The organism is Chondrinema litorale (assembly GCF_026250525.1).
Classification (GTDB): Bacteria; Bacteroidota; Bacteroidia; order Cytophagales; family Flammeovirgaceae; genus Chondrinema; species Chondrinema litorale.
This window is the reverse complement of record NZ_CP111043.1, coordinates 2,679,890-2,702,873: the sequence shown is the minus strand read 5'-3', so window position 1 is coordinate 2,702,873 and position 22,984 is coordinate 2,679,890. Positions and strand designations below refer to the sequence as shown.

Here is a 22,984-nt window from a genome sequence, read left to right as displayed (position 1 = left end):
ACAAATTAATTTTAACAGTTTTACCTATGGACTTTGTAGTAGTTTACAGGCAAAACATTTTGTAAATGCTCATATATATCGCTATCTAAACCTGCTACTGTTGCAGTTGCCGCTACATCTTCTAGTTGATTTTCAGTTCTAATTCCACACACTGCTGAAGCCACAGTAGGATTTTGAAGCACATATTTGATTGCCACATTTGCTGCTGAAACATTCTCCTTTGCAACAGCCCCTACAAGTTCAGCCATCTTACTCACATCTGCCACTGAATAATCTAGGTAATGATCTGCGACTTTACCAGCTAATAATCCTTTTGCTAGGCTACCTCTGGTAATTACACTGATATTATTTTGATGTAGTAATGAAAGACTTTCTTCTTCGGGTCTTCTGTCTAATAGGCTATATTGCATCATTACGCTATCAATATTCGATTTTTCTATATAGGTTCTAATCACATTAGGCCTAATAGATGAAATACCATAAGCTCTAATTTTCCCTTCTTTCTTTAGTATTTCGAATGCGTCAATAGTCTCATCAATCGGGTCTTCAAGCGTTCCTCCATGCAATTGATACAAGTCTATATAATCTGTTTGTAAGCGCTTTAAACTATGTTCAACTTGCTCTAAAATGTACTTTTTTGTTGGGTTCCAAGACCAACCCGACTTATCTTCTTTCCATTGGTTACCTACCTTTGTTGCAATGATTACCTCATCTCTTTTATCTTGAAAAGCTTTACCAACTGATATTTCATTTTCACCAAACTGATATAGATCTGCTGTATCAAAAAAGTTGATTCCTTTATCAAAAGCTTCATGTAAAAGTCTCGCATTTTCTGTGTGCTTGCCATCTAATGACATGCACCCGAAGCTGATTTCACTTACTTTTAAATCTGATTTTCCAAGTTGGTTATATTGCATGTTATCTACCTTCTTTTAGATTAAATAAAAAAACCTCCTGTTACTTAAAACAGAAGGTTAAAATAATGATTCCTGAATCAACTAAGAATTATATCTTTTCGCCAGACAAGATTTTTTTGTATCTCTCCTGATCACTTAAAACATCTATTGCTGCTTTTACATCTACATCATCATCAAAAGAACTTTCTACCATACCTTTATGCAAATAATATCTTGCACAAATTTCTTCTTCTAACACTTCTTTAATCTCATCACTGAATTTTTGTAGATCATTATCTTTATTGTGTCTGATTTTCTTTTCGAGCTGCACTATTTGTGATTCGATATCTTCAAAATATTTTTCAGACTTAGCATTTTCTTCAAGATCAGTCAAAACTTGTTCTACATGACTTGTATAATCGTAATCTTTACCAGCTAGCCAACTTACAAACTTAGTATACTCTTCGTCTGAGATATCAAAATCATCTGAGCTAGGAATACTTGTATGCTTCACTTTGTAATCGTTGGCATAGTCGAAGATAAATCCTTTTTGAATCAAGCTTCTTGTAATTGGTGCATACGGATCACGAGAAGTTTTTATATCTGGATCAACTCCACCACCATCAAAAACTAATCTTCCTCCTTTGGTTTTAAATGCTACTCTTAATGAATCTGGAAGTTTTTCTACATAACCATCTTCATCTCGTTTAGAATAATCTATCGCTTGAATACATCTACCACTAGGGATATAGTATTTTGCTACTGTTACTTTTAATTTAGCATTGTAAGCAAGTGGTCTAGTAGCTTGTACAAGCCCTTTACCAAAAGTTCTTTTCCCGATTAAAACTCCCCTGTCGTAATCCTGAATTACACCAGATACAATTTCTGCTGCAGATGCACTTGATCCGCTTACAAGCACAACTATTGGAATATCTAAATCTACAGGATTATTTAATGCTTTGTGTTGCTTGTTCCACTCTTCTATTTTGCCTTTTGTACTTACTACTTCGGCTCCACGAGGTAAAAACAAGTTAGATATGTTGATTGCTTCGCTAAGTAAACCTCCTGGGTTCCCTCTTAAATCTAGAATGATACTTTCTACACCATCATTTTTTAATTCTTGTAAAGCATTTTTAACTTCAAGACTGGCATTTTGCGTAAAATCTGTCAACTGAATAAAGCCTATTTTATCAGTTACTTTGCCATAATAAGGAACATTTTTTACATGAATCCTTTCTCTTAGCATCTCAACTGTAACTACAGATTCGCTAGCAGGCTTTTTTACTGCTACTGCTACTTTAGTACCTTCTTTACCTTTTAATAATCTGCTAATCTCAGGAATAGATAGACCTTGCACTTCATTATTATCTATTGAGATAATTTCATCACCTACATTTATACCTGCTTTGTGTGCTGCAAAACCTTCATTTGGCATTACAACCACAACCTTATTATTTTTAATGCCGATTACAGCTCCAATTCCACCATATTCTCCTGTAGTAAGTGTCCTGTAATCTTCTACCTGTTCTTCAGGAATGTAATTAGTATATGGATCAAGTTTACTCAACATTGAATAAATACCAACATTTACCAATTCTGTTGGATCAACTTCATCAACATAATACTTATTAACTTCTTTAAAAAGGGTAGCAAAAATGTCGAGGTTCTTCGCTATTTCGAAATATTTGTCTTTGGGATAGTTTGCAGCTATCAATAAAACGATAACAGATGAGAGACCAAGCAGTTTTAAAAATTTATATTTCATATCACTAAATAAATGAAACCAGGATTTATAAATCGGAATGATTTGAAAAACCAGACAGCTTTTCAACAACTTTTTCTAAATGAATAATTCCACAATTATCCATTAAAAAGGAATTATGTTTAAAAAGCCAATTCTAATATAAAAAATAATCAAGCTAAAAAAAATTACATCTGAAAACCTATAATATCAAGGCTTAGAAATTTCTAATTTATTAATTTCAGAAGTAAACGATAAAAATGCCTGATTAATATCAGAATAACTTACTGATTTTTTGGCAATAAATATTACAGCAATGCAACAATGCAATTGCTTATCTTGAAGTGAACTGTGAATTGAGTTTTTATTTAATCTGTAGACCTCTTTTAGCTGTCTTTTAATTTTATTTCTGTGAACAGCTTTTCTAAAAGATTTTTTGGGTACAGATACGAGCACCTGAACAGGCGCAATAAGGTCGGTCTTTTCTTTGGGAAGAAAAAAAAACTTTAGAGGGTAACTAAAATACTGATTACCTTTACGAAACGTTTCGGCGATTAGCTTTTTGCTTACGAGTTTTTCAGCTTTGGGAAAGGTAAAATCTGCCAAACAACTTAGGAAAGTTAGAAAAAGACCCTGACTTCGTTATTCAGAGTCTTTTTGAGAATTTCTTTTTACAATTGCTTCTGCTTTTTTAATTGTACCTTTTTGGTAAGCAAGCTTTTCTTGTTTTTTTACTATTTTTTTAGCTATTCTAGCTTTCATAACTTATCATTTAAAAATATTACTTTCCTTTTCTTTCAGAAGAAACTGTTAATTTCTTTCTGCCTTTTGCTCTTCTTTTTGCAAGAACAGCTCTACCACTAGCTGATGCCATTCTTGATCTGAAACCATGCTTATTTTTTCTTTTCCTGTTGGATGGTTGATAAGTTCTTTTCATTGCTCTAAAATTTTTCGGAGTGCAAAGCTATAATTTTTTATATTAAATGAAAAGCCATGCACAGTTAATTTAGTAATAATTTTAATATTCTCTAAAAAATGACTCAAATTTAATATTAATCAACACAAATTTCACCTTCGCCAGGAATTTCTACACATACTTCTAATGTTTGAGACACTGCATCTAGAGTAGTTGTTACTGGTAAAAACTGACAATTACCATTTTCACAATATTCTGCTAAACCTGTAACATTAATTTCTGCAGCTCCATCAACTACCTCTACCTCAAGAGAATAAGTAACCGGTAGCGTTGTTCCATCAAAGTTAACAGCAAATAAGGTTTGTCCATTTAGAGTAAAATCTCCATTGTCTTGAATTTCACCTGCTATCATCACATTGGTAGGAAAGTTTGCGAATGTACTCTGAAATATCCCAGAAAACTCGATTCCTTCAGTACCTACACTTAAGATGGCCTCTTTAAAAGAATAGATTCCCAAATCTCCTAAATCCATATCAGCATCATTCAAAATATTAATATTCCATAAATTGTAATTGGTGCCATAGGTGCCAAAAACTATCGCGTTATCGTCAGAATTATAAATGAGTTGATCAAGTACAGGATGAGACAACAATATTTCATCATACAGATCAACAGAATCTTCATATTCACCTACAAAACTAAATTCTTCTACACCACTTATATTTTCCCAATGAGACGTTGCTGAGCTTAAATACAAGCTTTCATTCATACGACTCACAGTATCAGAATAGAATGAATACCCTGAAATAATTGTATCGGCTAATAAATAAGAGATTGCCAAACTACCATTTGTACCTAATTCTATACTTTCTGTAGTACCATCAAAAAAAGCTTTTGCCCCACTCCCATCTTTATTGGCATTAATTGTATTCTCTCCATAACTGGTAACAGGCAAATTATTTACTGTAAATGGCAACTCAGCATCCATGTATACATGCCCATTAAAAGACTCGAAAGTTAATTCTTGGGTAAAATTCTCTGGCAAGAACTCAATATTACCAGCATGTGAGATGCCTGTCCAACCGAAATTACTTTTTAGCAAAGGCAAATCAATGCTTCCTTTAAATACAAAAAGTGGCTCTGTTGGCTCAAAATATAATTCTGTATATGTAAAATCACCGTTAGAAGTAGTAAATTCAGCAGTGTCTTGATCGATATTGTAATATATATAGCATTGCTCGTCTACACTCAAAGATATAATTGAAGAGAGATCAGGATTTTCTAAAAGACTAATATTCGCTAGGTAATCACTCACAGGTGTAGCATCTTCGAATAAACTTGTTTCTGGTAATACAGCAGTTCCATATCCTTTTAGCGAAGATATTTTCCCTTCTGAATCTGTAGTTAGTGCAAACTCTCCACTGCTCAAATAATACTGAGTAGCTGAAGTTTCCAGATAAACACTCCCTTTTATTTCTAGCCCTTCTGTGGTTTCAATGTATCTATCATTATTAGTTAAAATCGAAAAATCGCAAGATGTACCTACATCAACTGACAAGGCATCTTCTTCCAAAGCTTCTCTGGTAAAAATGTCTACAGGCGAAAAATCGCCCAGATCGCAAGACTGCAAATAAAATAAGCCTGCGATAAATAAGAGCTTTGTATTTGGTTTTGAAAAAATAAACATGAACTAAAAGATTGAATTTGACACTCAACAATTAAAATGACAAATCATATTACTTATAAGTTGGACAACGCCATTGTAAGCCACTTAAAAAGAACCTGTAACTCAGCATTACATTTACTTGTGCTGAACCTACATGAACATCTTGTGGATAAAAACCACCAGCTTCATATTGTCCGATACCTAATACATAGGTAAACTGTGTAATTAATGAGAAATTAAAAAATTCAAAAGAAACACCTGCTCCAGTAATTAAACCTAAACCACTATCTTCTTCAATGAGATTTTCATTATTAGTAGCACCACCAAAAGCAGTATTAGTTAATGAAGCCTGCCAATAAGTTGCTCCAGCCAAACCATAAATATTCATCCAGATTGGCCAATTGTACCACTTTCTGCTAGGAGAATATTTTAAATGAAAAAAGTAATATTCTGGCTCTAGCAAATAACCTTCTTGAATAAAAGCAGCATTAAAGTTTACACCAGCAACATAACTGAGTGGTTTAAGCATATCTCCATACTCTACAAAAAAATGAATGGCATTTCTTTCATTCTCCATTAAAGGTTCATGCGAAGTTTGCCACACAGCCGGGCCAATTCCAATTTCCAAATACCTGAAATCGTATTTCCTTTGTTTAGGTTTTTTATATTTCCTCGGCTTTTTAGAAAATAGCTGCGAAAAAGAATGACCATACTCTACCATCATTCCTTTACTAATATTTAAAGAAAGGGAATCACTTAAAGCATATGATGAGCTGGACAATCTTGCTGCATTTAAATCTGAAAAAATAACAGTTACAAGACTAAAAAATATAAATAATCTGATCTGCATAAGGTTGTATCTTGTCAAGATTGTATCAAGTATTATGCTAATTTAACATGATATTTCCGAAAGCCGTTTGCTTTAAATAAAAGCTAATGTGCTATCATTTTTCAATACTCTCTATAATCACATACCTTTACACGTATCAGTATTGTTAAAATTATCAGCTGAAGTAATAAAACATCAAAGCTAAAGTCTGTCTTAAAAATGAAGTGAAAGCTCAAAATAATTTTATGAATTAGGCAAAAAGGTATTTTTTTTGGGAAAATGGAGCCATTTCAGCAAAAAAAACATTCCTTTTAGTAGTTGGTTTTAACATACTGAAATGATCTTTGCAATATTTCCTATAAAATTTGAATAAGCTTATTATTTTTACGCACTCTTATAGAAATTTTAGGGATTGAAATATATACTTGAATTAAAATAAAAATCATAACATTATATGGCTGAAGTAATCAGAATGCCAAAGATGAGCGACACGATGGAAGAAGGTGTAATTGCGTCTTGGCTGGTTAAAGTAGGTGACAAGGTATCTTCTGGTGATATACTTGCCGAGGTAGAGACCGATAAGGCAACCATGGAGCTTGAAAACTACGAAGACGGTACAATCTTATACATTGGACCAGGTGAAAAAGATTCTGTTCCTGTAGATGGAATTATCGCAGTTGTTGGAGAAGAAGGTGAAGACTACCAGTCTTTACTAGACGGAGAAGGAGGAAGCAGCAATGGTGAACAAAAAGAAACCGCTACAGAAAGTGCACCGGAAGAAAGCACAGAAGAAGCTCCGGCAGCAGCAGATATCGATACATCTGGCATTAACGCAGAAGTGATTACTATGCCGAAGATGAGCGATACCATGGAAGAAGGCACTATCGCTAGCTGGTTAGTAAAAGTTGGTGATGACGTTGCTTCGGGCGATATTCTCGCTGAAGTTGAAACTGACAAAGCTACCATGGAGCTCGAAAACTACACTGATGGTAAAGTACTTTATCTTGCTGCAGATGCTGGTAGCTCTGTAAAAGTAGATGGAGTAATTGCTATTATCGGTGAAGAAGGAGCAGATTATAAAACATTATTAGAAGCTCAAAACTCAAAAGCTTCTGGTGGTGCAGCAAAAAAAGAAGAGGCTCCAGCCCCAAAACAGGAAAAAAAAGAAGCTTCAACAGCAAAAAAAGAGGAAGCAAAACCAGCTCCGGCGGTTTCTTCAACAAGCTCATCAACTTCTTCAGAGGGAGGTAGAGTAAAAGCTTCTCCTCTTGCTAAAAAACTAGCTGAAGACAAAGGCTTCGATATAAGCAAAATACCTGGAAGTGGAGACCACGGAAGAGTGATTAGAAGAGATGTTGAGTCTTACCAGCCAGTTGCAGAAACTGCTACTGCTGCACCAACTATAGGTGCTGCTGTACCAGTAGGTCAAGAAAGCTTTACTGAAGAGAAAGTTTCTCAAATGAGAAAAGTAATCTCTAAGAGACTTGCTGAAAGTAAATTTACTGCTCCTCACTTCTACCTTACTATGGAAATTAACATGGATAAGGCAATTGAGGCTAGAAAAGGAATGAACGAAATCTCTCCTGTAAAGATTTCGTTCAACGATATTGTATTAAAAGCTTGTGCTGCTGCTTTAAAACAGCATCCTGATGTAAACTCTTCTTGGTTAGGAGACAAAATCAGAAAAAATCAACATGTTCATATTGGTGTTGCTGTAGCAATTCCTGACGGACTTCTTGTTCCAGTTGTTAGATTTGCAGATAGCAAAACACTTTCTCAGATTTCTGCTGAAGTAAAAGACCTTGGCAAGAAAGCAAAAGAGAAAAAATTACAACCAGCAGATTGGGAAGGTAACACATTTACTATCTCTAACCTTGGTATGTTTGGTATCGATGAGTTTACAGCGATTATTAACCCGCCAGATGCTTGTATCTTAGCAATAGGTGGTATTAAACAAACACCAATTGTAAAAGATGGTGAAATCAAGATTGGTAACTTAATGAAGGTTACGATGTCTTGCGACCATAGAGTTGTAGATGGTGCTGTAGGTTCTGCATTCCTTCTAACGCTTAAACAGTTGCTTGAAGACCCAGTAAGAATCCTTGTCTGATTTTAATACATTAAAATATACAGGTCATTCTTACCAGGAATGACCTTTTTTTATACCTTATATTTATATAAAATCCCACTATTAAATTTAAACAAAATGAAAGTTGCAGTTGTAGGCGCTACCGGTTTAGTAGGTAGTACCATGTTAAAAGTACTGGAAGAAAGAGACTTTCCAGCTGATGTTATTATTCCTGTTGCATCTAGCAGATCAGTAGGCAAAACAGTTACCTTCAAAGGAAAAGAATTCAAGGTAGTGGGCATGGAAGAAGGTATTGCTGCAAAAGCTGATATTGCTATTTTTTCTGCTGGTGGAGGTACATCTTTGGAATATGCTCCTCGCTTCGCAGAAGCAGGTACTACAGTAATTGATAACTCTTCAGCATGGAGAATGGATCCAACTAAAAAACTGGTTGTGCCTGAAATTAACGCCAATGAGCTTACAAAAGACGACAAAATTATAGCTAACCCTAACTGCTCTACTATTCAGATGGTATTGGCTTTGGCTCCACTACACAAAAGATACACTATTAAAAGAGTAGTTGTATCTACTTACCAATCTGTTACTGGAACTGGTAAAAAAGCGGTAGACCAAATGATGAGGGAAAGAGCTGGCGAAGAGCTTACTAGAGAAGAAATGGCTTACCCATACAAGATTGATATGAACGTATTACCGCATATCGATGTGTTCTTGGAAAATGGCTATACCAAAGAAGAAATGAAAATGGTGAACGAAACCATGAAAATTCTTAATGACCAAAGCATAAAACTTACAGCAACTTGTGTGAGAATACCTACTATGGGTGGTCACTCAGAATCTGTAAATGTTGAGTTCGAAAATGAGTTTGATTTAGCTGAGGTAAGTGGTATTCTTCAAAGTAGTGATGGAATAGTTATGGAAGATGACGTAACTAATCTGGTTTATCCTATGCCGATAAATGCGCATAACCGTAACGAAACTTTTGTTGGTAGACTAAGAAGAGACGAAAGCCAAGAAAATACACTTAACATGTGGATTGTTTCAGATAACCTTAGAAAAGGAGCTGCTACTAATGCTGTACAAATTGCAGAAGCATTAATGAAAAATAATCTGGTTTAATAAAAGCTTGATTCTCTTTTTATTGAGCAAAGAGCATCTGAAATTTTATTTTTTTATCTAAAGGAGTATCTGAAAAAAACTTATAATTGAGTGATAATTCAGGTACTCCATTTTTTAATATATCAGGCTACATGTCGGGACTTTACGCTGCATTCGACGTTTTTCCTTCTACCAAAGGTTCAGCAACACATATTTCTCATTTTGCCAGTTCACTTTTCGAGTTTACCAATGGAGGTGTTTTATGCGCGCTTGCAGGAAACTACCTACCCAAAGAACAAAGTAAAGATAACATCAGCATAAAAAGACTTAGTCTTAAAAATGTAAATTACCTGCAAAGAGCCGAAGCCTTTTCCAGATTTGTAAGCAAACAAATTGAGCTAACCGAAGATGAGTTAAATATTTGCCACTTCAGAGATATTTGGGGAGGCATGCCTATTTTAAAACCAAATAGAAATTACAAAACAGTTTTCGAAGTAAATGGATTAACCTCCGTAGAACTTCCGTATAGATATCCTCATCTCACAAAAAGCTTTATACAGAAATTGAGAAAAAGAGAATTGTTTTGCCTGCAACAAGCAGATAAAATTGTAACTCCATCTCAAACTACTGCCGATTTTCTCCAAAGCTTAGGTACTCCGTCAATCAAAATTGAAGTAATTAGAAATGGAGCTGTAATACCTGAAAAGGTACCCAAACCAGAAAACCTCCCAGAAAAATACATTATTTACTTTGGAGCTTTACAAACTTGGCAAGGAGTAGATGTATTACTCAAAGCATTTTCGGGATTGAAAGACTTTGACGACTTACATCTAGTAATTTGTAACGCAGGCTCTAAAAGAATAGCTAAACCATATAAAAAGTTGGCGGCAAAATTAGAAGTGGATGAAAAAGTAATCTGGTTCGATCAATTGGAACAAAAAACACTTTGGGCAATGGTACAACATGCACTTGTTTCTGTTGCTCCGCTAAAAGAAGGCAACAGAAATATTGAACAAGGCTGCTGCCCGCTTAAAATACTAGAATCTATGGCTTGTGGAACTGCCATAATCGCTTCTGAATTACCAGTTTGTACCGAACTGATAGAAGATAACACACACGGTAAACTAGTTCCACCTGAACGACCTGCAATGCTTTCTAGAGCCATTAGGTTTTTAGTTGAATATCCTGATTTAGCAGAGAAAATGGGCAAACAAGGGCAACAACAAATCGAAACATTCTTTACTTGGCAGCAAAAAAAAGAAGCATTAAAATCTTTGTATTCCCGTTTAAATTCCCTTATTTAAAGTCAAATAAACTCGATATTATGGCTGACACCAAAAATGTATTCCAACAATTAAAATCTCTTGATCCAGAACAAACTCAGATTGTAGAAACAAAAAAAATTGACGGTACACATACAGCTCAATATTGGCTTAATTTATTAAGAAAGATTGCTATACTAGATAAGGATGGAGATAAAGTTAGGTTAAATTCTAGTCTATCTATTAAAATGATAGTTTCTGGAATAGTAGCCTTTTTTAGCATTTTCGTTGCCATAGGTACTCAAATCCCTTACATTTTAATAATAACTGCTCTAGCAGTTGGGTTAGCTATCAAATTTGGGATCGATAATAAAAAAGTAAAAAAGCTCGATTTGAGTAACCACCTCAGAAGCTTTTTAATGCCTTTTCTTAGTATCATCAAAGAAGATATTCCTAAAAAAAGTAAAGTACAGATAAAAGCTTCTTTCGAAGAGTCTGACCAGCAAGAATATATTGTTGACCAAAAGCAAGGAAATAATAAAGGCTATCCTAAAATCAAAGAAACATACTTTAAAATCCCAAGACTTGAGTTCAAAGCTACTTTGATTGATGGAACTCAAATTCATCTAGAGTATACCGATTTTGTGCGAAAGAGAAATGTGACTAAAAGGAACCCAAGAGGTAAAATAAAGCACAAGGTGAAATACAAAATCAAACACCTCGTACAAATCAAATTATTTTTCCATAATGGAATATATAATGTTGGTGGCAGTCTCGATCTTCCTAAAAATATAGCTTATACTACTAAAGGTCAAACTCACTGTTTTAAAACCAAATTGGTAGAAATTGTTCCAGATGAAATGGATTGTATGCCTACAAAAAAAGTACTTGCTGCAATAGCCGGAATTTATAAAAGAGTACAACCAGTTGGTAAAACAAATGCAGACATGCAGTAATAAACTTGCTTTTTTTGCAACAAACTAATTGAGCTATAATTTTGATAAGATTTATACACTTTATTTTATTAACTTTAATCTCCTAAAAAATGATAGGCTTAAAAATGAGCTTATCTTGTTAAATTAAAATTTCTAAGCCTCAAAAAAACAGATTTGTATATGGATAGGCCGTCATCTAGAAATGCAGATAATAATCATCAAAGACCTATGGTATTTGGACTTCCAAAATATCGAGAAAGGGTAATTACTGCTATAAGTGAAGCTTATACAAACAACGATCTGGATATAGATGAGTACGAACGAAGGCTAGACATTGCCCATGATGCAAGAACTATAGAAGAACTCAGAAACTCGGTTTACGATTTTCCTCAGATAAATAGTTTATTGCCTGTAGTTAAAGGAGCTCAACCTTCTCAAGGTCAAGAACCTAAAAACTATCCTCCATACAGAAGTGCACCTTATAATAGCTCTCCTGCTGAAAATATTCGTAAGACTTTCGAGGAAATTGACTTTATCAATATAATCGGAGATAAGAAATTATACAGTGCCGAAATATCTAAACCAAATATTAAAGTGGTTACAGGTATCGGCGATACGCTTATAGATCTAAGAGATATTGCTCATAAATTCACACACATTAGAATAGAAAGCATCTGTATTATTGGTAATGTAAGAATTCGCCTACCACATAATGCCAAGGTTAAGAGAAATGTAACTGTGGTAATTGGAAGTACAAAACAAAAGCAAATTGGTGGTTCTTTACTTAAAAAATTCTTTGGAATTAATGCAACCAAAGGAGACAGGTATGATTACAACCAACCAGAGGTTTTTGTAGAAATAACAGGCTTTAAACTAATTGGCGATATGATTTTGGAATTTATGCCTCCACCAGAAGCTGTAGACTATTAATCTATTTCTCTTAATAAGAGAGCTGCTCCTGTATTTAACTCATAATTATATGCAGAGATAGGTTGAATATTATTCCCCAGTAATTTTCTTATTGAGGCACTACTTCTCTCAAATGAAACCATGCTTGCCTTACTTTTTCATTTGAAGTATTTAGCTCTACCTCCTTTGCCCAAACCAAGTAATCCTCTGCATCTTCGAAAGTCTCGCACTCAGTCAAAATTAAATGCAGTGCCATACTAGGTTTATCTGAATCAAAGTCTTCATATTCATCTACAATAGGAACAACAATTAACTTAGAGTCAGCTTTCATTTCTATGGCAATACATTTTTCTTCCGGAATACTAAAAGCTGTTTCAACTTTCCTGAATTCTAATTGGAGCTCTTTTACTTTCTGGTGTAATTGTAACACTTCAGGATAGTCGGTAGGATCAAGCATAATATGCGTTTTTAGATTCTAAATTGTAACAAATTAGCTTTTTGGCTCTCTATTACCAATAAACGGAATATTTGTTCTTGGGATAAATAAGTCAATGTTACTGGCGCATCGGATTTTATCGCTTTACCAAACATCAATTTGCCAGAAGTATTAAATATCCATGAGCTTTTAGATTTGGGAGAAAACACATTGATAAATACTTTACCCGGACCAAAATTTAGCAATTGTATTTGTTTTTGGTCTCTATCTGGAAATGTAAACTTAAACATCAATTGCTGTGAGGTATTAAAAAATTGAATCACATTATCATCTTGTCGCATTAAGATAAACTCAGGTTTCATAGTAGCTCTAAGCCGCTGAGCTTTGGATTGATACTCAGATGAATTGGCATCATTCCCTGCTATAAAGAATCGAGAATCAGTCATGGTTTTTCTCATCTTTTTTCTGCTTCGCAAACTTCCACTCAGGTCTAGAGTAACTAAGTCTCCCCCATCACTCATAATATTAATCAGCGTTTCATCACCAGATTTACTTAGCACAAGAGGTTGGTGACAAGTAAAATTCATCAACAATGGAAAGCCAGGATGTACTCTAGCATTCTGGTCTAGGGCATATAAACTGCCATTTTCTAACAAAGCAAGTATATACGTTTTCCCATTATCTTCTAAATACACTGGCGGTGTAGCTAAAGCAGACTCCAATTTTCTTGGATTCCAAGAACGAGCAATACCACCATATCGGTTAAACAGATACAAGCGAGCATCTTTTTTTACGGTATTTCCGGGAATAACTCCTCCAACCAAAAAGCGTTGTTCTTTATCGTTTTTCAATCGAACTGGCAACAAATATTTCGCTTCGAAATAGGTTGGCAGATTCATTGGAAAGCCATTTACTTTTCTGCCAAGTCTGTCATATACATGTATTTGTCCATCCGAAATAAAAGCATACTGTAGCTTATCATTGTTATAAACATCCACCTGAGTTACATCACCAACAGTATGTCGCCAAACTGCATTGCGCCAAAGAATCTCACCTGAATCGCTTAAAAGCATCAACCTTGTTTTTTCATCTTGTAAGATAAATTCTTTTTGCTGGGTATAATGGTTAATAACAACTCTTGCCGCTTTACTCGCCTTTTCTGGTAATGGAGTTGTAGAAAGCGTGTCTGGAATAATAGCTGCCAAATCTGCTGATTGTAAGCTAAGTTGAAAATGAGCCGAGTCTTTATCGATCTCTAAAAGAAGCTTACCCAGTTTAGAAAAAGTATTTGACAGGTCTTTTTTATAAGCACTTTTAATGTCGTTTTGCAAGAAAGAGATAAACTTTTTCCCATTAATGTAATAAGTATAAAATGCTTGAGAGTCAGTTCCTTTTTGGGTAATCTTAGCCAACACATTTTCTGGAACATACTGATTGGCGAGCCAAAGCGAATTTTGCTGTATTTTATAATAAGTCGCAGGAAACTTACTCATCCCTTCTGGAATAAATAATCGAGGAAAATCTGGCTGACTTATTTTCGTAAAACCTGTTACGTTTCGCTTTTCTTCTGGATGTAATACGCTTAAAAGGTTGGCAACAGTAACACTATCTTTTATCGGAATATTGATGATTTTATAAGGCTGATAAAAGCCTGGTCTATCTAAAATATACTGTTGCACATTACCCTCTACCTGCTCAGAAAAGGTTTCATAATCAAAATTAAATCGCTCTTTAAGCAGGTTGATTCTCTCAGATATCAATTCATTTCCCAAAAAAATCTTTGAGTAATTATCATCAGCATCCAACCTCAAAGCTTTGTAATACATCATATTTTCTGATGAAGTATTCCAATACAATTGGTTTGTATTTGCTTGTTTGCTTGGTGTTATCATTCCTTCATTATTAAAGAAATAATTACCACTGCCAATTAATTCATTTGCTGATAAGTCTAACTTTAATTGTAAATAATCGGGTGCATAACTTAAAGCCGGATAGAAAACAGAAACAGGCTTCTGCAGCATGCTATTCATCCAAATATGTAAATTTGTAGTATTTACCGTGAGCAAAACTGAATTACTCTCATCGAGCATTTCTTTATTTGGTAAGGCTACATCTTCTTCTAAAAATGTTCTAATAGATTCTTCTAGCAGAAATGATGAAAAGCTACCGATTATGTAATCGTCAATAGTGTATAAACTTAAAGTACCTGAAGCTGTAGGCTTCGTTAAAATAGGCACTTCTTTATACCTACGCATCCTCCATCCCGACCTAATTTGCTTGTCTGACAAAAGCTTTTGTAATGAATCCTCGTCAAACTTTACCAAAAACAAAAGCGCTGTTTCCTCGCCTGAAATATGGTGTAATGAAATATCTTTTTCCAGTGGTTTAAATCTTTCCAGAGCTGCTAGAAGATTTCTAGCATCATGTATTTTCTCTGAGACAGATGTGGGTAATAGGCTTTCGCCCGGTAAATAAACCACACTATCTTGACTGGTTAATACCTTTTTATCTGCGGAAATTTGTAAAACGGCAACTACATTTTCAGGCAGAAACTTCCAAAAAGTATCTTTCTGATAAGTTAAATACCAAGCAAGACCTATTGAAGTAAGTAGTACAAACAAACCTGCTGCAATGGGTATTATTCTGTCTTTGTGTTTTTTATAAAATGCTATTATAATTTCAGTATACTTCAACTTAAAAATGCTTTTACCAGACAATCTTAGAGAATTGAATACAAAGGTAATAGGAGAATTAGCAATAAATTCTTATTTCAACAGCTACTTACTCGATATGCGATTTAAACAGGATAATTTTAATAAACTACCAACTTGCCCTTCTTCTTCACCGCTTTATTATTGCTAAGTGTATAGATGTAAATTCCCGGGTGCAAATCTTCTGGATATACTTCTTCTATCAATTCTGAAAGAGATAATTGATACAGTTTTTTACCATTTAGATCATATAAATTGAATTGCAGATTATCTCCATCTGAAAATACGTAAACAGGTTCTTCAACTCCTATCGGGTTAGGAAATACCTTAAAGAAATCATCATCGGCATATATCAAACTAGCTTCGTCTGACAAAAGCTCTGTGCCGTTTTCGAGTTGAATTTTAGCTCTGTATATAGTTACTCCGGACATTAATTCTGTATCTAACAATTCGATCGAATTATTTTCGGGATCATTAAATTGAGCAAATTCTTCGAAGGTTTCACTGTCTTCTGTCCTTTTCTCAAATACGATAGATTCTACCCCGTAGGTAGTTCCTAAACTCAGGTTTAAAATACCTTCATTTGCTGCACTTAAACTAGTTAATAATGACCTAAAATAGCAACCAACACCTTGTAAAGTATATCTTAACACCTCTCCTTTTGAATAATTAAAGTCGTAATTATAAATCGGTTTTACAGCAAAAAACTCTTGTCCGGTATTTTCTTTAGAAAAGCTGAGAATTGTATCTGTTGTAGCTGCTATTAAATCCATATACTTTTCACCTAAAGCATATAATTCATAACCGGTTGCATTTTCATCTTTATTCCAATAAAGCATAAAATCATCTTTACAATTGAAGCCAGTATAAAGCGCTAGCAAACTGCCTGTAAAAACTGTATCTGAAAGATAGGTTTTACCAGCAATATTCAATTGAAATTGCACCGTACTTGCCGAGTCTGGCAATGTATAATCGAATGAGTTTATATCTTCAGCTATCCCGTTTTGAATTGACTCAAAGGAATTTCCTGAAATACTCACTGATAAATCGGCTGTTTCATTTTGATAAGTATGTCTCCATTGCAATTTAACCTTGTCTGTATTTTGCAATACATCTGTACCTGCCGGATACAACCAAAACACAGAATCTTTCTTTTCTTGGTAGTAAGCTACAGAAAAGCTTTGGTAATCACTTTGCAAGGAGGTTGCTTTTACTTCAATCTCATATAATCCTTCATCAGGGTTTTCGAGTGTGATTAATTCTGCGGTATTTAAACTATCAATTCCTCTTGTAGCCAAGCTGTTTAGAGAGTCCGCATCCGGATAAGTACTCAATACCCAAGGATGCCATTCTTCTCCTGTATTTTTATTTCTCAGCACCAAATCAAGATTGTTCACTAAAGAAATATTATCACCAGCATTTGCTGGCAAATCTGTCCAACTCAGAGCAATTTTTAAGTTAGAAATATCAGTATCAACAGTTAGCTCATACACTTTTGAGTTAGAGGTATTTTGTATGCTATCTTCTATGTAATTACCTGCTTGCAAAGTTTTAATGGCTTCTACAGCTTGTACATTCCCATATCCGCTTTGGTAGTCGATATTAGCATGAGCAACATCTCTCGCCGAAGCATATAAAACCGCTTTAATCAAAGAAGACGAAGGCATTTTTAAGTTCTCTTGTAAATAAGCTTGCTGCAACAACACAACAATACCAGATACAATAGCAGCCGCATCTGAAGTACCACCTCCCCCATAAGCTACTATTTCGGGTTTTAATCTTCCATCGTATGCAGGACCTTTAGAACTAAGACTAGCGATGACTCCTAATGTATCTATAGCGCCAACGGTAATTACATTCTTCGCCATTTTAAATGTACCAGTGAGATTAGCAAAGCCCGTAATTCCTGCATAAGTGCCTTCTTCTGCAGCTGAGTTTCCAGAGTTACCGGCAGAGAAAACATGAACTATTTCTGGGTTTTCGTAAACTTGCCTGTCATAAGCTTCGGCTTCTACTCCGTAAAAGTTTTCTATGCCTACACCATAAGAGTGATTTTGTAAGAAGATATTATTTACTGTGAAATAAGATAACGTATCTGGAAAAAGATTGAGGAAGTTAGAAGAACTCAAATTAGTAGCTGGCAAGATTCCTTTGCTATTGAATGAAGTATTACCTGCACCAGCAATTAAACTCGCCATTAAAGTAGCATGTGTAGCTGTCTCTGCTGATGCTATATCGGAAGAAAGAATGCGACCTGCAAAATCTATATCATTCGTATCGAATGCATTTTCTTTAATGGAAATTGCCATGTCCTCGCCTGTTAGCTTTGGAAATATTTTGGCTGCAGCATTTAACTGGTTTATTATAAAATTTGGCTCCCTAATGTTAGATTCTACTTGTGGTAGTAAATCTCGATGAGAAATAAAAGTTACCCAAGGCTGAGCTAATAAATACTTTCCTACAAAATCTTGCGAGGTTTCTAGAACAAAGTACCCAACTGTACTAATAGATTTATTTTGATAATTCAGTTGATGCTCTTTAAAAAAACTAATGGCTTTTTCTTGATCTTTAACTGCGACTGTGAAAGAATGAAGAGATGTACTCTTCTTCTTTTGACTTAATAATATAGCCGTAGGCGCTGATAACTTCCAATTATTATTTGCTGCCCAATATTGAACATCTAAAGCAGAAAAATCAGCAGGAAACTCAAAAATAGCATTATTCTCATCTAAGACCTTAAGTAATTGATAACCTTTAGTATTTTTAAGTTCATCTATTTGCGGCTGTGTTCCACTTACCAAATAGTAATTTGATAAAAAATTATTCCTTATATAACCTGTGAGGGCATATTTGTTAAAGTAATGCTGACTTGACTGTGACCTAAGTTGTGAATAACTGGCTTTTTGTACTAAAGCAAGTAGTACTATGAAAAAAATAAGTTTTTTCAATAGCGTCTTGTTTTAAGTTAAAAAATTATTAGATTTCTACTTCTAAATTTAGTTACTACCTCATACATATCATTCCTGGTGTAAATATATAATTTAACCTGCCACACAGGTACAATAAACAAAATAATAAGGAGCTGCTTCGCGCGAGCAAAATAACATTCATTACTTATTAAATCCCAAACAGCCACACTACACGGGTATGGTTGTAACTAGCTATTTTATTCTCTGATTTTTTAAACATCCGCAATTATGAAACATTTAAATTTACTGTTAACTGGATTACTATGCCTACTTTTTACTTTTAGCTGCCAGCAAGACGAAATTGTTATAGCACCAGAAGATGCCATTCCCTCAGAAATACTTTTAAAACTGAATGAAATTGGATTTAATACCATCGATTTTCAAGTAAAGACTTTTGAAGAAGGCTACCTTGTAGAAAACGACATTTACCTTACTGAAAGCCAAATTAATAAAATGAGTGTTGGTAGAGGTATTCCTGCTGTTGAGCAATACAGTACAGATAACTTGGTAAGCACCAGTGGTAGTAGAGTAATCACAATTTATGCTCCTGAAGAAGGCACTTCAACTAGAGGCAAAAAGACAAGTGGTTACAGCCCTGCCATGATCGCTGGTCTTGACTTAGCCATTGCCAGATACAATGCAGAAAACTTAGAAATTTCTTTCCAAAGAGTTACTAGCAGCTCAAGTGCTGATATCGTAATGACTCGTCTTAGTAGAAGAGATGAAAGAAGAGGTGTTTTAGGTTCTGCTGGTTTCCCAACTGCTTCTGGCGATCCGTATGATGAGATTAAAATGAGTGGAGTTCTTGAGTCTAGCTATGGTTTAGATACTGAAGGAATTGCTACTATTATCGCTCATGAAATGGGACACTGCGTAGGATTTAGACACACAGACTATTTCGACAGAAGTATCAGTTGTGGTGGTTCAACAAGTAATGAAGGTGATGGTGGCGTTGGTGCTAATCACATACCTGGCACTCCAACAGGTGCTACTTATTCTGCTCAGTCTTGGATGTTATCTTGTACTGATGGTAGCGACAGACCATTTAATAACGACGACAAAACTGCTTTAGACTACCTTTATTAATTTTAGTTTAGCAAAAAAGCGCGTTCATGTTATATGAATGCGCTTATATATTTTATATGCGATGATTGAATTTAAAAATCTAAACTCTCTCCTATTTTCGGCAAAAATAATTCTTTGCTAGCATTAGCAAATTTCTCAATAGATGCTTCGTGGTCAATTTTTATATAACCAAAAGTATCGTAGTGTACACCTACTACTTTGTTACATTCAATAAAATCAGAAGCAACAATTGCTTCATCTACATTCATAGTGAAGTTATCGCCGATAGGTAAAATTGCCAAGTCTAGTTTATGGAAACGAGGAATCAACTGCATATCTAAAGTAAGTGCAGTATCACCTGCAAAGTAGAATGTAATTTCATCATTGCTTATAATAAATCCACCGGGATTTCCACCATAACTGCCATCTGGCATAGAGCTAGAATGCACAGCATTTACATATTTTACTGTACCGAAATCGAATTTCCAAGATCCTCCATGATTCATCGGATGCACTTTTTCGAGTCCCTTGTTTCCAAACCAACTAACAACTTCAAAGTTACTCACAATGGTAGCTCCAGATTGTTTGGCAATTTGCTCGGCATCTGCGGTGTGGTCGCTATGCCCGTGGCTTAAAAGAATGTAGTCTGGTTTTAAAGAAGCAATATCCACATCACTTGCCAACTCATTCCCGCTAATGAATGGATCAAACAAAATTTCTTTTCCTTTCAGATTTACACTAAAGCAGGAGTGTCCGTAATAAGTTAGTTTCATCTCTCTTATTTTTGTATGTTATATATTAAATTTAGCTTCATGCTCTTTAAAAGTAACCACTATTTTGGTGTTGTGTTAAAGATATTTTCAAAAAAATAAAGTGTAACATTTTTTTACAGTTAGTTGTAAACTTCTGTTACACTTTTATTAATTTAGCTGTAAGAAAACCAAACGTAACCTATTTAAAATCAGCTAATTACATATATATGGAAAGACATTTGGCATAAACCTATACAAATTTAGAGTTATGCTGAAAAACTATCTAAAAACTTCAATCAGAAATCTGATTAATAACAAGATTTACACTTTTATCAATATCTCAGGTCTTAGCCTTGGGATAGTAACTTGTATACTCATTGCGCTATTTGTTTGGGATGAAAAACACTTTGATAATTTCGTTCCTGATAGCCAAAACATCTATAGAGTTTATAATTTAAATAAAACTGAAACCGCTGAAAGCTTTCTTGCGGTTTGCCCACCTGCTTATAAAGGTGCGCTAGCAAATGACTATGCCGAAGTCGAGAACGCTACCTATTGCATGAGGTATTACAATAAAGCCACTTTCTCAAAAAAAGGTGAAGCTTTCTTTGAAGAAAATGGGCTTTTTGCAGAAGCTATATTTCTTAACTTTTTTGGTCTTGAATTAAGCAATGGAAATGCAGAAACTGCTTTAGCAGAAGCAAACTCTTTAGTAATTAGTAATAAACTGGCTGAAAAATATTTCCCTAAGCAAAATGCAGTTGGCGAACTCATTGAGATTGAAGGAAATCCTTATAAGATAACTGGTGTACTTGCTCCATTTCCCGGTAACTTCCATTTAAATATTGATTTTATAATTTCTCTAAAGACACGCAAAGCATACCTCACACCTGAAAGGTTAGCGGGTTGGGGCTGGCATGAGTTTTTTACTTACATTAAAGTAAAAGACGGTGTAGATGTACAGCAACTACAAGATAAATTTACCACGCAAGTCGAAGAAGTTGCCCACCCGATTACTAACCAAGGATATGTTGATTATCCGCTATTTCAAAAGCTGCAAGATATTCATTTATATTCTTACAATTTTGAATATGATATAGCTAAAACAGGAAACATCCATTATGTAGATGCAATGAGTTTGGTGGCTATTTTTATTATGTTGATCGCTTGTTTCAATTTCATCAATCTTTCTACAGCACAATCTGTAAAAAGAGCCAAAGAAGTTGGTATTAGAAAAGCCGCCGGTGCACATAGACAGCAATTAATATTTCAGTTTTTATCAGAGTCATTTGTATTGGTATTGATATCAGTAATTATTGGAGGTGTTTTAACCGAAGTATTACTGCCATTCCTAAACAGTTTTACAGATAAAGAATTAGTATTTAATCCAATTTCATCTCCACTGGTTTTTGCATCACTTTTAGCATTTGTACTTATCGTTACATTGCTTTCTGGGCTCTATCCTGCATTGGTTATTTCTAAGTTTGAGCCACTTAAAGCAATTAAAGAAAATAAGAGTGGAAGCAGTACAGCTACAAAACTCAGACAAAGCTTGGTTATCATTCAGTTTGTTATTTCCACTTTAATGATTTTTGGCTCAGCCATTATTTATCAACAACTTAATTTTCTACAGAGCAAAGATTACGGCTTTAACAAAGAAAGACTTGTTTATTTTAGACTGAAAGGTGATAATATGCGCCGAAACTTAGAAAGTTTTAAAAACCAATTATTACAAGAAGTTGGTGTAAATCAAGTAAGTGCCTGCTATGGTATTCCCGGAGATATAGTGGCTTGGGATGCCATTATCCAACACGAAACACAAAAAACAATTTCAGCTAACCTTTTTGCTGTGGATTATAATTACCCAAAAACTCTAGGTTTAGAATTTATTGCAGGGAGAGATTTTGATGTAAACCTTAAAACTGATTCGGCAGAAGCTTTTATCATTAATGAAACTGCTGTAAAAAACTTAGGTTATAGCGCTCCAGAAGAAGCTTTAGGCAAAGAGTTAGACTGGAACCCTTGGGTAGAAGAAGGCTTAAAATCAGGAAGGATTATAGGTGTAGTAAAAGACTTTCATTATAGAAGTTTACACCAGAAAGTAGAGGCCGCAGTTTTACAAATTTACCCTACTGCATATAGTTTTATTCTTGCTAGTATTGGCACAAATAACTCTATTCCTAATAGTTTAAAAGGCATTGAAAAAGTATGGAGAGAATATGCTCCAGAAAATCCATTCGACTATCAATTTGTTGATAACTCCTTTGATAAATCGTACCAAGCAGAGCAAAAACTAGGAAGCATATTTATCGTGTTTGCACTAGTTTCTGTATTTATTGCGTGCTTTGGTTTGTTTGGCCTTATCTCTTTTAGCACCGCTCAAAAACGAAAAGAAATTAGCATTAGAAAAGTGCTTGGAGCCAATCAATTTAGTATTGTTAAAATGCTCATTGCCAGCTTTAGCAAACTGGTAATAATAGCTGCATGTATTTCTTTACCACTGGGTTACTACTATGCACAAAACTGGCTGCAAGAATTTGCCTACCAAACGCATATTGGTGTAGGAGTTTTTATGGTATCTATTTTCTCAATTGTAGCAATTTCATGGTTTACTATTGCTTACCATGCCATTATTGCTGCTTTCGAAAAACCAGTAAATGCTTTAAGGTCGGAGTAATTAATTCCTGTCAAATTTATTTTAAAAAATATTTCT

General features: G+C 34.6%; 17 protein-coding genes. 7 read left to right on the top strand and 10 right to left on the bottom strand.

Annotation, left to right across the window (positions count from 1 at the left end; genetic code table 11):
- Nucleotides 1–20: 20 nt before the first annotated feature.
- From OQ292_RS11205 to OQ292_RS11180, 6 genes are all read right to left on the bottom strand, one after another.
- Complete coding sequence (locus OQ292_RS11205) at nt 21–917, bottom strand: aldo/keto reductase (RefSeq protein WP_284682218.1); 897 nt, start codon at nt 915–917, stop codon at nt 21–23.
- An 88-nt stretch (nt 918–1,005) separates the two neighbouring features.
- Nucleotides 1,006–2,661, bottom strand: a complete 1,656-nt coding sequence (locus OQ292_RS11200; protein ID WP_284682217.1) for a S41 family peptidase — start codon at nt 2,659–2,661, stop codon at nt 1,006–1,008.
- Nucleotides 2,662–2,847: 186 nt separating this feature from the next.
- Entirely contained in the window at nt 2,848–3,243 is a 396-nt protein-coding gene (rnpA, locus tag OQ292_RS11195) for a ribonuclease P protein component (RefSeq protein ID WP_284682216.1), read from the bottom strand.
- A 175-nt stretch (nt 3,244–3,418) separates the two neighbouring features.
- The gene (gene rpmH / locus OQ292_RS11190; protein ID WP_284682215.1) at nt 3,419–3,574 is read right to left on the bottom strand and encodes a 50S ribosomal protein L34; all 156 of its coding nucleotides are present in this window, start codon (nt 3,572–3,574) and stop codon (nt 3,419–3,421) included.
- A 115-nt stretch (nt 3,575–3,689) separates the two neighbouring features.
- The gene (locus tag OQ292_RS11185) at nt 3,690–5,240 is read right to left on the bottom strand and encodes a hypothetical protein (RefSeq protein WP_284682214.1); all 1,551 of its coding nucleotides are present in this window, start codon (nt 5,238–5,240) and stop codon (nt 3,690–3,692) included.
- A 49-nt stretch (nt 5,241–5,289) separates the two neighbouring features.
- Entirely contained in the window at nt 5,290–6,069 is a 780-nt protein-coding gene (locus OQ292_RS11180) for an outer membrane protein (RefSeq protein WP_284682213.1), read from the bottom strand.
- A gap of 433 nt (nt 6,070–6,502) precedes the next feature.
- Between OQ292_RS11180 and OQ292_RS11175 the strand changes: the two genes are divergently transcribed.
- The 5 genes from OQ292_RS11175 (at nt 6,503) to OQ292_RS11155 (ending at nt 12,359) form a co-directional block, all read left to right on the top strand.
- The gene (locus OQ292_RS11175; RefSeq protein ID WP_284682212.1) at nt 6,503–8,158 is read left to right on the top strand and encodes a pyruvate dehydrogenase complex dihydrolipoamide acetyltransferase; all 1,656 of its coding nucleotides are present in this window, start codon (nt 6,503–6,505) and stop codon (nt 8,156–8,158) included.
- A gap of 96 nt (nt 8,159–8,254) precedes the next feature.
- Nucleotides 8,255–9,253: an aspartate-semialdehyde dehydrogenase gene (locus OQ292_RS11170; protein WP_284682211.1), complete on the top strand. Its 999-nt coding sequence runs from the start codon at nt 8,255–8,257 to the stop codon at nt 9,251–9,253.
- Nucleotides 9,254–9,339: 86 nt separating this feature from the next.
- Entirely contained in the window at nt 9,340–10,536 is a 1,197-nt protein-coding gene (locus OQ292_RS11165) for a glycosyltransferase family 4 protein (RefSeq protein WP_284682210.1), read from the top strand.
- Nucleotides 10,537–10,556: 20 nt separating this feature from the next.
- A complete protein-coding gene (locus tag OQ292_RS11160) occupies nt 10,557–11,450 on the top strand; it encodes a hypothetical protein (RefSeq protein ID WP_284682209.1) in 894 nt (297 codons plus the stop codon).
- 159 nt (nt 11,451–11,609) lie between these two features.
- Nucleotides 11,610–12,359 (top strand): DUF1707 SHOCT-like domain-containing protein, encoded by a 750-nt coding sequence (locus OQ292_RS11155; protein WP_284682208.1) that lies wholly within the window; start codon nt 11,610–11,612, stop codon nt 12,357–12,359.
- An 88-nt stretch (nt 12,360–12,447) separates the two neighbouring features.
- Here the strand turns inward: OQ292_RS11155 and OQ292_RS11150 are convergent, their stop codons facing one another.
- The 3 genes from OQ292_RS11150 to OQ292_RS11140 all read right to left on the bottom strand — a co-directional run bounded on the left by OQ292_RS11150 (nt 12,448) and on the right by OQ292_RS11140 (nt 18,433).
- Entirely contained in the window at nt 12,448–12,795 is a 348-nt protein-coding gene (locus tag OQ292_RS11150; RefSeq protein WP_284682207.1) for a hypothetical protein, read from the bottom strand.
- Nucleotides 12,796–12,806: 11 nt separating this feature from the next.
- Nucleotides 12,807–15,467 (bottom strand): hypothetical protein, encoded by a 2,661-nt coding sequence (locus OQ292_RS11145; RefSeq protein WP_284682206.1) that lies wholly within the window; start codon nt 15,465–15,467, stop codon nt 12,807–12,809.
- 119 nt (nt 15,468–15,586) lie between these two features.
- Nucleotides 15,587–18,433 carry a S8 family serine peptidase gene (locus OQ292_RS11140; RefSeq protein ID WP_284682205.1) on the bottom strand — a complete coding sequence of 949 codons (2,847 nt, stop codon included), beginning with the start codon at nt 18,431–18,433 and terminating at the stop codon, nt 15,587–15,589.
- Between the two features lie 249 nt (nt 18,434–18,682).
- On the opposite strand from OQ292_RS11140, the gene OQ292_RS11135 reads away from it, so the two are divergent.
- The gene (locus OQ292_RS11135; RefSeq protein WP_284682204.1) at nt 18,683–19,540 is read left to right on the top strand and encodes a M57 family metalloprotease; all 858 of its coding nucleotides are present in this window, start codon (nt 18,683–18,685) and stop codon (nt 19,538–19,540) included.
- A 71-nt stretch (nt 19,541–19,611) separates the two neighbouring features.
- Here OQ292_RS11135 and OQ292_RS11130 read toward each other — a convergent pair whose 3' ends face one another.
- A complete protein-coding gene (locus OQ292_RS11130) occupies nt 19,612–20,292 on the bottom strand; it encodes a metal-dependent hydrolase (protein ID WP_284682203.1) in 681 nt (226 codons plus the stop codon).
- A 247-nt stretch (nt 20,293–20,539) separates the two neighbouring features.
- On the opposite strand from OQ292_RS11130, the gene OQ292_RS11125 reads away from it, so the two are divergent.
- A complete protein-coding gene (locus OQ292_RS11125; RefSeq protein ID WP_284682202.1) occupies nt 20,540–22,948 on the top strand; it encodes an ABC transporter permease in 2,409 nt (802 codons plus the stop codon).
- Nucleotides 22,949–22,984 lie beyond the last annotated feature (36 nt).

Coding starts and splice junctions, on each gene's coding strand:
- OQ292_RS11200 (WP_284682217.1), bottom strand. CDS start 2,661: ATGAAATATAAATTTTTAAAACTGCTTGGTCTCTCATCTGTTATCGTT.
- OQ292_RS11155 (WP_284682208.1), top strand. CDS start 11,610: ATGGATAGGCCGTCATCTAGAAATGCAGATAATAATCATCAAAGACCT.
- OQ292_RS11175 (WP_284682212.1), top strand. CDS start 6,503: ATGGCTGAAGTAATCAGAATGCCAAAGATGAGCGACACGATGGAAGAA.
- OQ292_RS11150 (WP_284682207.1), bottom strand. CDS start 12,795: ATGCTTGATCCTACCGACTATCCTGAAGTGTTACAATTACACCAGAAA.
- OQ292_RS11180 (WP_284682213.1), bottom strand. CDS start 6,069: ATGCAGATCAGATTATTTATATTTTTTAGTCTTGTAACTGTTATTTTT.
- OQ292_RS11170 (WP_284682211.1), top strand. CDS start 8,255: ATGAAAGTTGCAGTTGTAGGCGCTACCGGTTTAGTAGGTAGTACCATG.
- OQ292_RS11125 (WP_284682202.1), top strand. CDS start 20,540: ATGCTGAAAAACTATCTAAAAACTTCAATCAGAAATCTGATTAATAAC.
- OQ292_RS11185 (WP_284682214.1), bottom strand. CDS start 5,240: ATGTTTATTTTTTCAAAACCAAATACAAAGCTCTTATTTATCGCAGGC.
- OQ292_RS11130 (WP_284682203.1), bottom strand. CDS start 20,292: ATGAAACTAACTTATTACGGACACTCCTGCTTTAGTGTAAATCTGAAA.
- OQ292_RS11135 (WP_284682204.1), top strand. CDS start 18,683: ATGAAACATTTAAATTTACTGTTAACTGGATTACTATGCCTACTTTTT.
- OQ292_RS11205 (WP_284682218.1), bottom strand. CDS start 917: ATGCAATATAACCAACTTGGAAAATCAGATTTAAAAGTAAGTGAAATC.
- OQ292_RS11160 (WP_284682209.1), top strand. CDS start 10,557: ATGGCTGACACCAAAAATGTATTCCAACAATTAAAATCTCTTGATCCA.
- rpmH (WP_284682215.1), bottom strand. CDS start 3,574: ATGAAAAGAACTTATCAACCATCCAACAGGAAAAGAAAAAATAAGCAT.